The 13,917-nt window shown below is 70.1% G+C and carries 12 protein-coding genes; 3 read left to right on the top strand and 9 right to left on the bottom strand.

Annotated elements, in window-relative coordinates; genetic code table 11:
• Positions 1 to 17: 17 nt before the first annotated feature.
• The 3 genes from ACGFIO_RS31345 to ACGFIO_RS31335 all read right to left on the bottom strand — a co-directional run bounded on the left by ACGFIO_RS31345 (position 18) and on the right by ACGFIO_RS31335 (position 5,646).
• Complete coding sequence (locus ACGFIO_RS31345; RefSeq protein ID WP_392831527.1) at positions 18 to 3,038, bottom strand: hypothetical protein; 3,021 nt, start codon at positions 3,036 to 3,038, stop codon at positions 18 to 20.
• Between the two features lie 316 nt (positions 3,039 to 3,354).
• On the bottom strand, positions 3,355 to 4,539 hold the full coding sequence (locus ACGFIO_RS31340) for an MFS transporter (protein WP_392831524.1): 1,185 nt from the start codon (positions 4,537 to 4,539) through the stop codon (positions 3,355 to 3,357).
• 135 nt (positions 4,540 to 4,674) lie between these two features.
• Positions 4,675 to 5,646: a ParB/RepB/Spo0J family partition protein gene (locus ACGFIO_RS31335; RefSeq protein WP_392831521.1), complete on the bottom strand. Its 972-nt coding sequence runs from the start codon at positions 5,644 to 5,646 to the stop codon at positions 4,675 to 4,677.
• 398 nt (positions 5,647 to 6,044) lie between these two features.
• Here ACGFIO_RS31335 and ACGFIO_RS31330 point away from each other — a divergent pair, with 398 nt between their 5' ends.
• Entirely contained in the window at positions 6,045 to 6,485 is a 441-nt protein-coding gene (locus tag ACGFIO_RS31330; protein ID WP_392831519.1) for a MarR family winged helix-turn-helix transcriptional regulator, read from the top strand.
• Positions 6,486 to 6,566: 81 nt separating this feature from the next.
• On the opposite strand, the gene ACGFIO_RS31325 is transcribed toward ACGFIO_RS31330, so the two are convergent.
• The 6 genes from ACGFIO_RS31325 to ACGFIO_RS31300 are packed head-to-tail and all read right to left on the bottom strand — an operon-like array spanning position 6,567 to position 9,801.
• Complete coding sequence (locus tag ACGFIO_RS31325) at positions 6,567 to 7,271, bottom strand: WXG100 family type VII secretion target (protein WP_392831516.1); 705 nt, start codon at positions 7,269 to 7,271, stop codon at positions 6,567 to 6,569.
• Between the two features lie 2 nt (positions 7,272 to 7,273).
• Positions 7,274 to 7,597: a hypothetical protein gene (locus ACGFIO_RS31320; protein ID WP_392831514.1), complete on the bottom strand. Its 324-nt coding sequence runs from the start codon at positions 7,595 to 7,597 to the stop codon at positions 7,274 to 7,276.
• Positions 7,590 to 8,015: a YbaB/EbfC family nucleoid-associated protein gene (locus tag ACGFIO_RS31315; RefSeq protein ID WP_392831511.1), complete on the bottom strand. Its 426-nt coding sequence runs from the start codon at positions 8,013 to 8,015 to the stop codon at positions 7,590 to 7,592. Before ACGFIO_RS31315 ends, ACGFIO_RS31320 begins: the two co-directional genes overlap by 8 nt.
• 33 nt (positions 8,016 to 8,048) lie before the next feature.
• Complete coding sequence (locus ACGFIO_RS31310; protein ID WP_392831508.1) at positions 8,049 to 8,843, bottom strand: metallophosphoesterase; 795 nt, start codon at positions 8,841 to 8,843, stop codon at positions 8,049 to 8,051.
• Positions 8,844 to 8,849: 6 nt separating this feature from the next.
• Positions 8,850 to 9,176, bottom strand: coding sequence for a hypothetical protein (locus ACGFIO_RS31305; protein ID WP_392831505.1), 327 nt, complete (start codon positions 9,174 to 9,176; stop codon positions 8,850 to 8,852).
• A gap of 13 nt (positions 9,177 to 9,189) precedes the next feature.
• Positions 9,190 to 9,801 (bottom strand): hypothetical protein, encoded by a 612-nt coding sequence (locus ACGFIO_RS31300; RefSeq protein ID WP_392831503.1) that lies wholly within the window; start codon positions 9,799 to 9,801, stop codon positions 9,190 to 9,192.
• A 296-nt stretch (positions 9,802 to 10,097) separates the two neighbouring features.
• On the opposite strand from ACGFIO_RS31300, the gene ACGFIO_RS31295 reads away from it, so the two are divergent.
• Positions 10,098 to 12,023, top strand: a complete 1,926-nt coding sequence (locus ACGFIO_RS31295) for a nitrate- and nitrite sensing domain-containing protein (RefSeq protein WP_392831568.1) — start codon at positions 10,098 to 10,100, stop codon at positions 12,021 to 12,023.
• A gap of 517 nt (positions 12,024 to 12,540) precedes the next feature.
• Positions 12,541 to 13,734 carry an acyl-CoA dehydrogenase family protein gene (locus ACGFIO_RS31290; protein WP_392831501.1) on the top strand — a complete coding sequence of 398 codons (1,194 nt, stop codon included), beginning with the start codon at positions 12,541 to 12,543 and terminating at the stop codon, positions 13,732 to 13,734.
• The last annotated feature ends 183 nt before the right edge of the window (positions 13,735 to 13,917 follow it).

The following is a 13,917-nucleotide window of genomic DNA, read 5'->3' as shown; positions in this document are numbered from 1 at the left end:
TGATGGTGGGGAGCGCGTCAGCGAGCGAGGACGACACGGGTGGCTGCCTCCAGATCCTTCGTCGACTGCAGGGGAACGCCATCCAGCGAGATGACGGGGCGACCGGGCCGGCGCAGCCCGGTCAGCACCCGGTCCAGGTCCGGGCCGGGGCCGTCACCACGTAGGTACGACCGGTAGAGGGCGACCGCGTCCCGAACCGTGACCGCGTCGGCCACGGCGAGGGCGACGAGCCAGCCCATCGGGTCGCTGCCTTCGATGTAGAAGTCGTGCGCGAAGATCGCCGGCCGGTGCAGGCGCAGCACCTGGAACAGGACGTACTGGTAAAGCAGGTAGGCGACCGCGAGCTGATCGAGGGTGGGCGCCGGCGCGCCGGGCTCAGTGAGGAAGCTGTCGTCGTCGATCCCGAGCCGGCTGAGCTCGCGGTCGTAGATCTGCCGGGCGAGCGGCTGGCCGTCGAGCAGCGTGCGGGTTTGGCGGGCGAGTTCGGCGAAGCCGACTCCGGAGAGCCGGTCGAAGTGGAAGACCAGAGCCTCGGGCTGCGGCGCGTCGGTGGTGCGGCGGTCGGTGACAGCGCCGGTGGCATCCAGGACGGTGAGTTCGGCATAGCTCGGCGCGGCGCCGGCTCCGGCGGTCATGTCCTTCTTCATCCGCGCGTGCAGCACCAGTTCGCCACCGCTGGCGTCCACGTCGCCGCGATGCTGGCGGGTGTGCTGGAAGACCTCCAGGAAGCGGTAGAACGCCGAGGCGCCGTCGCGGTGCGGATGCAGCATCTCGTTGGTGATCACGCGGCCCACGGTCCGCACCAGATAGCGCTCGCTGAACTCGTCCTTCGCCGCCAGCCGGAACAGCTCGCGCAGCAGCTCGTGGTGGCGCTCGTTGAGCTGGTCGCCGGTGCTGTAGAGCTTTTCCAGCTCGGCGAGGACCTCGTGCACGAGCCGGACCGAGGACAGCAGCAGGTCGGCCTGGTCTGCGGCGCCCGTCCAGGCCAGCAGGGGTAGGTCGACGTCGTTGTCGGCCAGCAGTTGCAACGACTTGCCGCCGGGCCCCAGCTCGATGATCAGGTCGGGGCGCAGGTCGCTCAGGGTCTGCACGGTCGTTCGCGAGGCCATGACCTCGTCGGTGATGGCAAGGACGCCGGCACGCACCTCCGCGGCGGTGGTCAGCAGCCCTGCGCCGCTGTTGGACACGATCGGCACGCGCGGCCGGCGGAACTCGATGCCGTAGACCTCGAGGCATCGTTCCAGTGCCTGCCGGGCGGGCCGCATTCGTTGTGCGTGCGCCAGGAAAGTCGTCGGTTCCTTGAGTTCCCGCAATCGTGCGGAGGGGAATCTGCGTACGAAGACTCCGAACGATTCCCGGGCCCCGGCGCGGACATAGACGTTGACCTGCCGCCATGAGTACGTCTTGTGCAGCTCCACATCGGTGCGGGGATAGACCGCCTCGATGTCGTCGATCAGCGCGCCGAGGTGGTCCGGGTCAGCGGTCAGGCCGAGCACGTGGTATGGCTCGGGGACCAGCGGGCGTCCCCGGACCGCCTCGGGCAGATACGACGCGATCTCGCGCTCGACCGGGCCACCGTCGGTGACCCCCTCGGCCGCCTGCAGCATCAGCGGGGTGAACGCCTGCGCGAGCCGGGCTCCGTCCGCGACGGTGAGGGCGCCGCCGGCCACCGCGGCGGTGATGATGCCGAAGCTTTCCCCGGTGTATGCCGCGAAGTGCAGCGGCACGCCGTCGCGGGCCGCCCGGGCACGCAGACACGCGTCAAGGGCCAGGCCGTGCACGAGCATCGCGGCGCCGAGGAAGCCCTGCCTCGCCATCCGGCTTCCGGGCAGGTTCCGCGGTTCCGGCAGCAGTTGCTCCGGCCGGTCCAGGCCGAGCGCCCGGGCAGCCTGCTCGTAGACGGCGGTGACCTCGGCCAGGCCGGTGTCGAGCAGAGCCCGGCCCAGGTCGCGGTGCGCGGCCCGGCTGCCCAGCCCCGGGAAGAAACCGGCCACCCGGCCGCTCTGCGTCTGCGGCAGGTACTCCGGCACCGCGAGATCCATCCGTCTGGCCTGTTCCCGCGTGAACAGGAAGGCGTTCGCCCGCGAGAGGGAGCGGATCAGCTGGGCCGTGTCCTCGAGGCTGGTGGGCACCAGCACCGGCGAGCCCGCCGGCCCGGCCGTGAGGAAGGCGGCGACGAACTCGTGCTCCCGCAGTTCCTCGGCCAGCCGCAGCAGCTCTTCGCGGGGGAGGACGGGCACCGCCGCCACGTCGATCGCATGCGCGGGGTTCAGCTGGGCCAGCGTCGCAGGGTCGGCGAAGACGCGGCGCAGCGATTCGATGTCGTCGCGGCCCAACCCGGTCAGGATCGTGGCGCGTGGTGCCCGGCGCAGGGCCAGCACGGGCCGGGCACCACGCCGCAGCCGTTGTGCCAGCTCCGTGATCTCCTCCAGCTCGGCCAGCAGGGCGGGATCCAGGCCGCAGCGCCGCAGTTCCCAGGCCGCCTGCCGGAGGTGGCGCAGCGCCGCCGGGTCGCCGCCCTGCGAGCGCGCGGCGGCGCGAGCCGCCGCACGCACCGGCGGGTGGATCACGCTCAGGCCGGGCCGGTCAAGGATGTTCCGCAGGAAACTCTGGGTACGCCGGGAGCCCAGCACCTGGGCGCCGGCCGCTGGTTCCGGAGTCCCCTCGACGAGCTGGTACCAGGGACGTAGCGCGTCCAGAGCTTGCCGGTCGCCGGCTGTGTCTCCGCCGGAGGTGACTCCGACGCTCAAGACGGTCTGCCGGTCGTGGTCGAGCAGCAGGTCGAACGTGCCGCCGCGGGGTGTGATGTCCGTGATGTCGAACGGGACGTCCACCGCCGGCCCGTTGTCGCGGGGGACGAGGTGCAGGCGGTCGGCGTGAATCTCGATGTCAGTGAGCTCGGACAGGTCCCGTAGAACGCCCGCGGCCTGCGCGATGACGGCATGCCCGCGGGGATACGCGCGGCGCAGCGACTCCGGGACGTCCTGGTCCGGGTTTGGCTGCGGGGTTTTCGCGGAGAATTCTTCGCGCCGATTCAACTGGTCCTCCAGGAAAGTGCGATTCAGCCCGCGTGATCGACGCAGGCTGACGCAATCGGAAAATGGACCGGGAAGATGTGGGCGACGTCGCCCGCATTTCCATTGAAGAGGTGAACGGCGAAATGGTCAATGTGCTTTGTCCGGCGTGAGTGGCGCAATGATGTGACCTGAGTCTCCGCGCCGCGCCGAGTCGCCGAGAAAATAAAAGGCGTCGGCAATGCATTCCCGGAATTGTTTCCCGGGTATGCGTTACCGACGCCTTTTCGGGCGCTGCGCGTGAACTACCGCCCCAAGGGCGGCCGCGTGGGGCCGGGTGTCAGTTCACGGCGCCGGACGGTACGGCTTCGACGTCCGCGGTGCGGCGCTGTGGCGCCATCGTGCCGCCCGCAAGAACGACGAGCCCGGCCGCCACGACGCCCGCGCCCACCCAGAGCGGGGACACATAGCCGAAGCCGGCGCCGATCGCCAGGCCGCCGAGCCAGGCGCCGAGGGCGTTGCCGACGTTGAAAGCGGCGATGTTCGCGCCGGAGGCCATCGTGGGCGCGTCCTGGGCGTACCGCATGGTGCGAAGCTGCAGACCGGGCGCCGTGGCGAGCCCGACCGCACCCATCAGGAACAGCCACAGAATCGTGGCGACCTTGCTCTCCGCGGTCAGCGCGAAGCCGCCGAGGACCACGGCGAGCAGTGCGAGGTTGATGATCAGTGACTTGTTCAGGGCACGGTCGGCCGCCTTGCCGCCGACGTAGTTCCCGGCGAAGGTGCCGGCGCCGAACAGCACGAGCAGCCAGGGCACCGTGCCGGTGGCGAAGCCCGTCACCTCGGTGAGCGTGAAGGCGATGTAGGTGAAGCCGCCGATCACGCCACCGAAGGCCAGGACGCTGATCGCCACCGACACCCACACCTGTGGCCGGGCGAAGACGCCGAGTTCGTTGCGCAGGCTGGTCTCGGGCATGTCCGCCGTGGTCGGTACGAGCAGCGCGATGCCGGCGATCGCGACCACCCCGATGACTGTGATCGCCCAGAAGGTGGAACGCCAGCCGAGCTGTTGGCCGAGGAAGGTGCCGAGCGGGACGCCGAGCACGTTGGCCAGCGTGAGGCCGCCGAACATGAGCGAGATGGCGCCGGCCTTGCGGTTGGCCTGCACCATCTCGGCCGCGACGACCGCACCGACACCGAAGAACGCGCCGTGGCACAGCGCGGCGACGATCCGGCCGGTCAACAGCACCGAGTAGGTGGGGGCGACAGCGGAGATCAGGTTGCCGGCGATGAACAGCAACATCAGGCCCAGGAGCGCCTTCTTGCGGTCGAAGCGGGTGATCGCTGCCGTCAGCGCGAGTGCCCCGACCGCCACGCTCAGCGCGTAGCCCGACACGAGGTAGCCGGCCACCTGACTGCTGACGTCGAAGTCCGCGGCCACTTCGGGTAGCAGGCCGACGATCCCGAACTCGGTGAGCCCGATGCCGAACCCGCCCAACGCCAAGGCGAGAAGCCCGAGGGGCATGTCGTACCTCCGTGGGTATGTGTGCGCCGTTATACGTCGCGCACAATCATTGCGCACGCTGGATTCCGGCGCAAGCAAACCTGACGTACGGCGAGTGCTTCCGTTCCGCAGTTGCACACCCGGTGCCCGGAGGCATCAGAGTGGCGGGCTCTCCGCCAAGCCGTCGGCCAGTGTCGTCAGCAGGTGCGCGCAAGCCCGCGCGGCTCGAGCCAGGGCGGGGCGGCAGTGCGTCGGTACCGCGGCGGTGAGGTCCGTCCGGCGCCGGCCGAGGGTCAGGTGAGCGCCGAGCAGGCGGAGCAGGACGCGGCCACTGTCGCTGTAGCGCAGCGCCGGGTCCGCCGCAAGGAAATCGAGCGACACCGAGAGCTCGTCGACGACATTGCGCACCGAGCTCGCGCCGCCCGTCCGGGGGACGTATTCCGGCGTAGGTTCGCCGGCCCCGGCCCGCTGGCGTGCGGGCACCGGGTCCTCGCCCTGCTTCAGGCGTCGCCGGACGTCTCGGACCGTTCCCGGCGAGATGCCGGTGCGGCGGGCGACCTCGCGCAAAGAGGCGTCCGGATTGTCGAGAAGCAACCGGCCTGCCCGCTCCCGGGCCTCAACCGTACTCAGTGGCCGGGCGCGGCCGTCGCGGCCCAGCCGCGCCACCGGCTCGTCCGTCACCACCGGTAGCGCGGGCCGCAGCGCCGCCACGGATTTCGCCGACAGGCCCGCCACCTCGGCCACCGCACGGTCGGACCATTGCGGGTGGGACGCGAGAATCCGGCGCGCCGCCTGCCGGCGGTCGGCCGTCGACAGCGGCAGCCCATGGGTGACGTTGCTGCGGACCGCCAGGACGAACGCCTCGCTCTCGGTCCCGTCGAAGAAGCGGGCGGGGATGTGGCGGAGCCCCCGCAGCCGGGCCGCGCGCAGCCGGTGCATGCCGTCGATCACGCGCCCCGTCGGCCGGTGGACCAGAATGGGCGGCAGCTCGGTCTCCGATTCGGCCAGCATTCGGATGTGCGCTTCGTTCTCACCGCCGGAGCGCGGCGAGAAGGCTCCACTCAACGATTCCGTCGGTACCGTTCGCGCGTCTTCGGACACGGCGGCGGCCCAGCCGTCATGATTCATGACGCATCCTTCCGACGCGCGACGTGATGCGGATGTTTGCAGCATTGACGCACCGAGCCAGGAATGGCGTCCCGTTCATGAATGCGGCCGAGCCCCCGTCCGGCAATCGGAATTGCCTTTGCCCTAGCAGCGAAAATAGGCCGGGCCGGACTGGCGTCGCAATGCCTTTCCGTGCAGCCTGACCGCAATGGCATTACCGCCGTATGACAGGAAGATGACTTGCCACGTCAGTGATTGATCATCCCCGCCTCCTGTGAGTCTCGACACCCTCCCGCGTCTCATGATGTGGAACGCCGGGCGGGCCGGCCTTCCCGCCGTGGTGGTAGCGCCACCACGGTCATCTCGTACACTGATTGCACACGCGGGCAATTGCGTGCGAGCCCGGGGAGGGGAGCGGCATGGGAGTCGCGGACGACGCCGCCGTCGAGATCAGGGCGCAGGGCTGGCGTCGGCTGGCCGCCCTGCACGGCCGCATCGAGACGGCCCTGGAAAAGGCTCTCAGTGCTCAGTTCGAGCTCTCCGTAGTGGAATACACGGTGCTGGACGCGCTCAGCCGCCAAAAGGGCTGGCACATGCGTATGCAGCAGGTCGGACGCGCGGCGGCCCTCAGCCCGAGCGCCATCACACGGCTGGTGACCCGGCTGGAGAACAGGAACCTGCTGGTCCGCTGCATCTGCCCCGACGACCGGCGCGGTATCTACACCGAGCTGACCACGCAGGGCCGCACACTGCTGGCGTCCGCCGCCCCGGTGCACGACAAGATCTTGCAGGAGGCGCTCGAGGAGGCCCGCGAGGTGCCGGAGCTGACCGACCTGGCCGATCACCTGCGTGGGCGCTGACCCCGCACCATCCGCCCGCAGGCCGGCTGAGGCGTGCGAAGGCCTTTGATCACCATTGCCCCATGGCGAGGGCAGGGAAGCTCAACCCTCCATCAGGGCGGTCAGGTTCTCCAGGCTGCTGATCAGCGCGCCCGTGTAGCCGAAGATCCGGGCGCCCCACTTGGCCACCGCCGCGATGATCTGGGCGGTCACCACCGGGATGGTGACCACGAAGATGGCCTCGGCCGCCCACACGATCACGCGGGCGACCAGGTCGCAGATCAGGTCGCGGACGATGTCGCGGGTGAACTGGACCAGGTTGCCGGCCGCCTGGGTGGCCGCGGACATGGTGTCGGCCAGCACGGCCAGACCGCCCAGCCCGTCCACATTGTTGGCCATCATCGAGCGGTAGGACTCGGAGGCGACGCCGTCCCAGTCGGGCAGGTCGGCGGCCAGGCTCGAGTGGAGGTCCGCGGCCATGGTCCGCAGCGCGCCGGCCATGTTGCCCCACGTCTGTGCGTGGGCGGCGACCTTGTCCGGCATGCCGGACAGCTTGTCGAGCACGTCGCGCAGCGGATCGAAGTGCTCCATGGCCCAGCCCAGACCGTTGGCCAGCAGGGCGCTGAACGGGTCGATCACGGTCGCTGCGGCGTCGGCCACGAGGGAGCCGCCGGCCAGAACGCCGTCGACCCAGCTGCCGCTCCGCACCGACTGGTGGAGACCCTGGAAACCGTCGGCGAGCGAGATGCCGGTGTACGCGGTCCGGGTGGTCGTCGACGTCGCCACCAGCGAGGAATTCGACACCATGGTCAGAGCCGTCCGCCGGCGGCCCGGATCGACTTCTGCGCGTCGCCGTCGACGGTGTCATAGTCGCGGCCGGTGGCCTCGACGGCGTCGGCCAGCAGGTCGAGGTTCTCCTCGACGTACGCGTAAAGCTCGTCCTGACCGGCGTGCCGGCGCTCGAGAATCGCCGAGATCCAGCCGCAGAGCAGACCGTACGCGCTGTCGTCCTGGGTTATCGCACTGCTCGCGCTCTTGATCGCCGAGAGCTGGTCACGCACCGCGCGAACGTTGGCGGCGTGCCGGGCCAGCTGCGACGAGTCGACCTGGAAGGCGTCCGGCACCTCAGTCACCCCGCTCGCCCGGATCGTTGTCGCCGTCCGGCCGCTCCAGCGTCTGCCGCATCCGATCGGCCGTGGTGCGCGCCGACAGCGAGTCCGCGCCCATCGTCTCGACCGCGATGTCGTGGGCCCGGTCGGCCGCCGTGGCTCGCGCCTCGCGCAGCGCGCTCATCACCGCCCGCGCTACCACCGCCGGTTCGAAACCGCGGATGCGGTCGGTGAGCTTCAGACCGACCAGCACCCCGGCGGAGTCGATGGTGACCTCGGCCAGGCCGTTCCGATCCCGCGTGGTGACGCGCAGCCGTTCCATCTGCTCGCTCATCTCGGCAGCCCGAGCGGCGGTGCGGTCGATGTTCTCTTTCCACGAGCGCAGGTACTCGCGGGACGCGTCCGGATCCAGGAAGGCCTGGGTGTCGGAAACCTCGGACATGCGCCGGAGTGTACAACGACCAGGACAAATGGATCAGACAGTGAGTACGGCCACCCGGGCGTCCACGTTGACGATGTGTCCGTCGCCGAGGGCGGCAACCGGTTCTTCCCAGTGCACGTGCCCGCACAGCGTCAAGGCCGGCGCCCGCCGTTCCAGTGCTCTGCGCACGGCGTCCCGGCCGAGCTGGCCCATGCGGTCGCCGACCGGCCCCTCGTGCAGGAGCAGGACATCCGGCGGCGACGTGATGACTTTCCCGATGAGAGAGACGAAATCCTCTTCCGTACGCCTCAGAGCACGCCCGGGGTCGCCGACGATCCCGGAGATCCCGGCGACGGTGACGCCGCCGAAGGCACGACGGTCGCCGTCGAGCAGTGCGACGTCCGGGCCGAGCTCCGCCACCTGCCCGGCGGTCACCTCGTCGTGGTTGCCGGCCACTCCGTACACCATCGGGCAGCCCGCGGCCGCGAAGGCGAGCCACACGTCGAGGACCGCGCCCGAAGCGCCGCGCCGGTCGGCGCCGGGCGCGGAATACAGATCGCCGGTGAGCAGCACGCCGACCCGATCCACCGGCGGCAGCAGCCCGCTCTCCGCCCACACCTGCAGATAGTCGGCCAGCGCGATCCCGAGCAACACCGGTTCCCCGCCGAGCGGAGACGAAGCGACACCCTGCAGGTCACCGGCGGCGAGCAGCGCGTCACAGCCGGCCGGGAGCTGGTCGACCGTCAGCCGCTCGACGCACAGCCGCACGTTCTGCGGGACGCCGCCCGCGCCGGCCGCCCGGTACGGGACCGTGGCCAAGCGTTGCGTTCGAGTGTTGACCAGCCGCATCGGCCGCTATCCGACGACGTGGCGCTGGAGGAACCGCCACTGCGGGAGAGGGGCCAGCTGCGCCCGTACCTCATCGGGCCGTTCGAATTTGTCGACGAACAGCAGGTAGCGGCACTCGGGGAAGTCGGGCTTCTCGTAATATTCGACGTCGCCGTCGCGCAGGTCGTTGGACTGCAGCCGGAGCTTGCCGGTGCCGGTCGCGGGGCGGGCCGCGAAGTAGACACCGCGATAGTCGCTTTCGTGCTTGACCCACTCCACGCCGAGGGCTCGGGCGAGCCGGCCGGGCTGGTCGCCGAGGCTGGGCTCGGCGTATCCGTAAACGTCGTAGATCATGGTGGCTTCCCGTTCAGAACCAGACCTTGATGGTCGGCTTGCGGCCTGCGGCTTCTTCGATCGTACGGAAGATCATGACGTGCACCGTACGACCCGCCTCGGCCGACGCATCGTCGACAATGTCGTCAAGCCCGAGGCGTTCGAGTTCATGCTCCTGCAGCGGCCCGGTCGAGACGTCGTCGCCGCGGAACTCCACGCCGTGCTCACGAGCCGCTCGATTGACTGAGTCGCCGCTGATCGCGATGTCGTAATCACTGACCCGGTCCTGGTCGAACGGGTCGCCGGTCTCCGCGCTCCGTCCGGTGACCGAACTGCCCTGGAACCCCATGTCCAGGTCGGGGTAGACGGCACGCATCCGGTCCCGGAACCGGCTCGAAAAGTCCCGGAACTCACCGAAGTCGCGGAATCCGTGCGGCACGCCTCGCGGCTGTCCGGTGGCCGCCGATCGCGACCCGGAGGTTCCGCCGCCCTCGGCCGTGGGCCGCCCGGCCTGGAACGCTTCGCGGGCCTCGGCCTCGCCCCGCTGCACGCTGCCCGGCCGACCACCCCGGCCCCGGCGTCCGCGGCCGCCGGACGGCGGTTCGTCGTTGCCGCCGCCTCCGTGACCGCGAGATCTCGGAGTCAACGCCCACCTCCATCGATGCTCATGCCTCCGGGGCACGCTACGCCGGGTGCGGGCCCCTGTGGACGTTCAGCGCCACGGCCTTCGTCGTCGTTGCCTCGTCGGGCGGGACGAGAATCCGGGGGCGAACGACGCACTGTCGGGTTTCGGACACTATTGAAAGGTTTTGATCCGAGGTCAGTGGCCGGTAAGTACTTCTGGGAGCGATCCCAGATCACAACCTGGCCGGAGTGAGGGTCTCAATGCGGAGCAAACCTCGATCCATCCGTTCGAAGATCATCCTCGTCCTGTTGGCGCCCGTGGTTGCGCTCACAGCTCTGTGGACGTGGGAGGTCAAGGGCTCGGTGGCGGACGCGACGGCGTTGATGGCCACGTACGACAACCGGGGGAACGTCATCGTGCCCGGTGATCGGCTGGTGGCCGCGTTGCAGACCGAGCGCAGCCAGTCGGTCGAGATGTTGGCCGTGCCCGGCGGAGACATCGTCGCGCTGCGCGACCGGCGCCGGGCGACCGACGCCGCCTTCGACGAATTCCGGCGGTTGTCGCGCGACTATCGGGGCAGCGGGGTTTCGGCCGACATCACCCGGGCCCGGATCGCCGACATGGTCAAGACCTGGGATTCGCTGGTGCTGCTGCGGGCCGGCGTCGACACCCGCGACATCACCCGGGCCGTGGCGCTCAGCGGATTCAACGGCATCATCGGGTACGCCTTCAGCGTGTCCACGGCGGCCGCCGTCTCCAGCGATCCGCTGGTGGAACGGGTGATGCGTACCTCCGTGGGCCTGCGCCGGGCCGGCGAGCTCCTCTACCAGGAGGACGCACTGCTGACCGGGGCCATCACCGCCGGCCGGTTCGGCCCGGGGGAGTACCGGCAGCTGATCGAGATCGTCGGCGGGCTGCGCTTCCAGTTCCCGGCCGCCGCCTCCACCCTGCCCGCACCCGACCAGGCGATGTTCAAGAGCATGCTCACCGGACCGGCCTTCAACGCGTTGCACAGCGCCGAGGACCGGATCATCGGCGAGGGCGGCCCCGGCGAGCCGGTGCGGATCACCCGCGAGGTGTGGCGGGCCACGTTCACCCCGGCGGTCCAGGGGCTGTACGCGTTCCTCGCCGACGGCTACGACAAGGCCGTCGAGTTCGCCACCGCGGCCCGCGACCGCCTCGTGCTCCGGTTCACCGTCTCCGGGCTGCTCGGCCTGCTCGCCATCCTGGCGTCACTGCTGCTGTCGGCCCGGGTCGGCGGCTCGGTCGTCCGGCGGCTGTCGGTGCTCCGCGCGGCGGCCAACGACCTCGCCCACCGTCAGCTGCCGGAGATGGTGCGGCGATCACGGGCGGGGGAAAAATTCGACGGGGGTACGCCGCCCTTGGCACTCGGGGACGACGAGATCGCCGACGTCGGGGCGGCCCTGGGCGAGGTACGCCAGAGCGCGATCAGTTCCGCGGCGGTCGAAGCGGAGCTGCGTACCGGCATGAACAAGGTTCTGCTCAACATCGCCCGCCGTAACCAGACCCTGGTCGGCCGGCAGCTCGAAGCCCTGGCCCAGCCCGACACGGCCGAGGGCGAGCCCGCGGTCGTGAAGGCCCAGCAGCTGGCCGCCCGGATGCGCCGGAACGCCGAACACCTCGTGATCCTGGCCGGTTCGGCGCGCACCCGGCGCAGCAACGGCCCCGAACCGCTCGACCGGATCATCGCCCGGGCGGTCGGCGAGGTCGAGCACGCCGGCCGGATCGTGACCGGCACGGTGGCCGACGCCGAAATCCCGGAGCGGGCCGTGACCGACATCGGCCACCTCGTGGCCGAACTGCTGGAGAACGCGACCACCTTCTCCGCGCCGGACACTTCCGTGCGGGTCTCGGCCCAGCGCGTCACCCACGGCGTCGTCATCGAGATCGAGGACCAGGGACTGGGAATGACACCGTCCGCCCTGGACGAGGCGAACCGCCGCCTGGCCGAACCGCAGGGATTCGACCCGGCCGAGAGCGCGCGGCTCGGACTCTTCGTCGTCGCGCTGCTGGCGGCCCAGCGCGGCATCCGGGTCGTACTCGCATCCTCCGAAGGCCAAGGGGTCACCGCGACCGTGACCGTTCCCACTGAGCTGGCCCCGCCGCCGCAGTCGACCGCCCGCCCGGTCGCCGGCCGGCGCCGCACCGACGCGGCCAAGCTGGTCGGAACGGTCGCCCGCAGCCGGGCCGGAGCCGTGCCCCGCCACGCGGCGAAGGAGTAGAGCACCCGCCTCCTCCGGTCCGACGCCGCACCGCGCTGTCGCGACCGGCGCCTTGGTCTGGCCGGTCGTCGAGTGAGCGAAACTGTTTCGTTTCGTTCAGGGTCAGTGGGTGGATGGCCGGGCGTTGGGTGCTGTGTGAACGAAACAGTTTCGTTCGGGCTTGCCGGTGGGCGGGCGTTGGGTGCTGTGTGAACGAAACAGTTTCGTTCGGGCTTGCCGGTGGGCGGGCGTTGGGTGCTGTGTGAACGAAACAGTTTCGTTCAGGTTCGCCGGTGGGCGGGCGCCGACCGCCGAGTGAACGAAACTGTTTCGTTTCGCGCCTCGCCCCCTGCCGCGACGAGATCCGGCCCCCGCCCAAATCGCTGGGCGGGGGCCGGATCGGTCGTGTCCAAGTTTCTGGACCGTAATAGGTCAGGCAATTGTCTTTTTAAGCCACAAAACGTACTGTACTCAGTGGACAGAGACGGCCACGGAGGGCCACGGTCCGTTCCCCGGTCCCCCGTTGCGAGGAGTTTCTGTGGACGCCTACTTCCTGACCGAACGCCATGAGGGATTGCGCCGGGAGGTAAGGGAATTCGCGGAGACCGAGGTGCGCGGGCGGCTGGTTGACATGGAGCAGTCGCGTACGGTCCAAAGTGAACTTTCGCGGCTGATCGCCAAGCAGGGCTGGATCGGCGTGACCATCGGGCGTGAGCACGGCGGCCTGGGTCTCGGGCACCTGGCCAAGACGATCATCATCGAGGAACTGGCCCGGGTCAGCGGCGCGATGGGCGCGATGGCCCAGGCTTCCCAGCTCGGCGTGGCCAAGATTCTGCACTTCGGCACCGAGGAGCAGAAGGCCGCCTGGTTGCCCGCGATCGCCGCCGGCGACAGCCTGCCGACCATCGCGGTGACCGAGGACGAGTCCGGCGGTCACGTGCTCGGGATGTCGGCCACGGCGGTCCGCGACGGCGACGACTACGTTCTCAACGGGCGCAAGGTGTTCGTCGGCAACAGCCACGTGGGGGACGTGCACGGGGTGGTGGTGCGGACCGGTGACGGCTCGACCGGACTGTCGGCGTTCCTGGTCGAGAGCGACCGGCCCGGGTTCCGGCTGGGCGAGCACCGGCCGTCGATGGGGTTGCACGGGTTCAGCTTCGGCGAGCTGATCATGGAGGACTGCCGGGTGCCGGCGGCCAACCGGCTCGGTGCGGAAGGCCAGGGGCTGGCGGTGGCGTACTCGTCGAGCATCCTTTATGGACGGCCCAACCTGACCGCGGTTTCGCTCGGCATCCACCAGGCGCTGGTCGAGGAGACCACCCGGTTCGCCGCCGAGCGCCAGCGGTACGGCGGGCCGCTGGCCGCCCTGCCGTCGATCAAGCTGAAGATCGGGCAGATGCAGTCCCGGCTGATGACCGCGCGCCTGGCCGCGTACCACGCCGTGCACCTGCTCGACCAGGGGCTGCCGTGCGACGCCGAGCTGATGAACGCCAAGCTCATCAACGTGGAGTACGCGCTCGACACGGCCCGCAACGCGATGGAGGTGCACGGCGCCAGCGGGCTCTACCTGGACCGGCCGGTCGAACGGTACCTGCGGGACGCGCACCACATCTTCGCGCCCGCCGGCACCTCCGACGTCCAGCTCCTCCGCCTCGCCGAGATGGCCCTGGGCCAGGGCAAGGGCCAATGGTCCGAGCGACTGGCCGCCCAGATCAACGCGCGAGCGAGTTGATCCGGCCAGCGCTCCGAACCACTGGCCGGTGCGCTGGCGAGCTGATCCGGGCGTCAGCAGGGACAGCGGCGCGAACCGCTGGCCGGTGCGCTGGCGAGCTGATCCGGGCGCCAGCAGCAGAGGCTCTGGTCCGGGCGGCTGGCCGGTGCGCGGGCGAGCTGATCCGCGCGATGGCAGAGGCTC

The organism is Actinoplanes sp. NPDC049265 (assembly GCF_043197135.1).
GTDB lineage: Bacteria > Actinomycetota > Actinomycetes > Mycobacteriales > Micromonosporaceae > Actinoplanes.
This window is presented reverse-complemented; position numbering and strand designations above follow the sequence as displayed.

Excerpts from the sequence above, each read along its gene's own strand:
- ACGFIO_RS31330 (WP_392831519.1), top strand. The coding sequence starts at position 6,045 with ATGGGAGTCGCGGACGACGCCGCCGTCGAGATCAGGGCGCAGGGCTGG.
- ACGFIO_RS31335 (WP_392831521.1), bottom strand. The coding sequence starts at position 5,646 with ATGAATCATGACGGCTGGGCCGCCGCCGTGTCCGAAGACGCGCGAACG.
- ACGFIO_RS31325 (WP_392831516.1), bottom strand. The coding sequence starts at position 7,271 with ATGGTGTCGAATTCCTCGCTGGTGGCGACGTCGACGACCACCCGGACC.
- ACGFIO_RS31305 (WP_392831505.1), bottom strand. The coding sequence starts at position 9,176 with ATGATCTACGACGTTTACGGATACGCCGAGCCCAGCCTCGGCGACCAG.
- ACGFIO_RS31310 (WP_392831508.1), bottom strand. The coding sequence starts at position 8,843 with ATGCGGCTGGTCAACACTCGAACGCAACGCTTGGCCACGGTCCCGTAC.
- ACGFIO_RS31315 (WP_392831511.1), bottom strand. The coding sequence starts at position 8,015 with ATGTCCGAGGTTTCCGACACCCAGGCCTTCCTGGATCCGGACGCGTCC.
- ACGFIO_RS31340 (WP_392831524.1), bottom strand. The coding sequence starts at position 4,539 with ATGCCCCTCGGGCTTCTCGCCTTGGCGTTGGGCGGGTTCGGCATCGGG.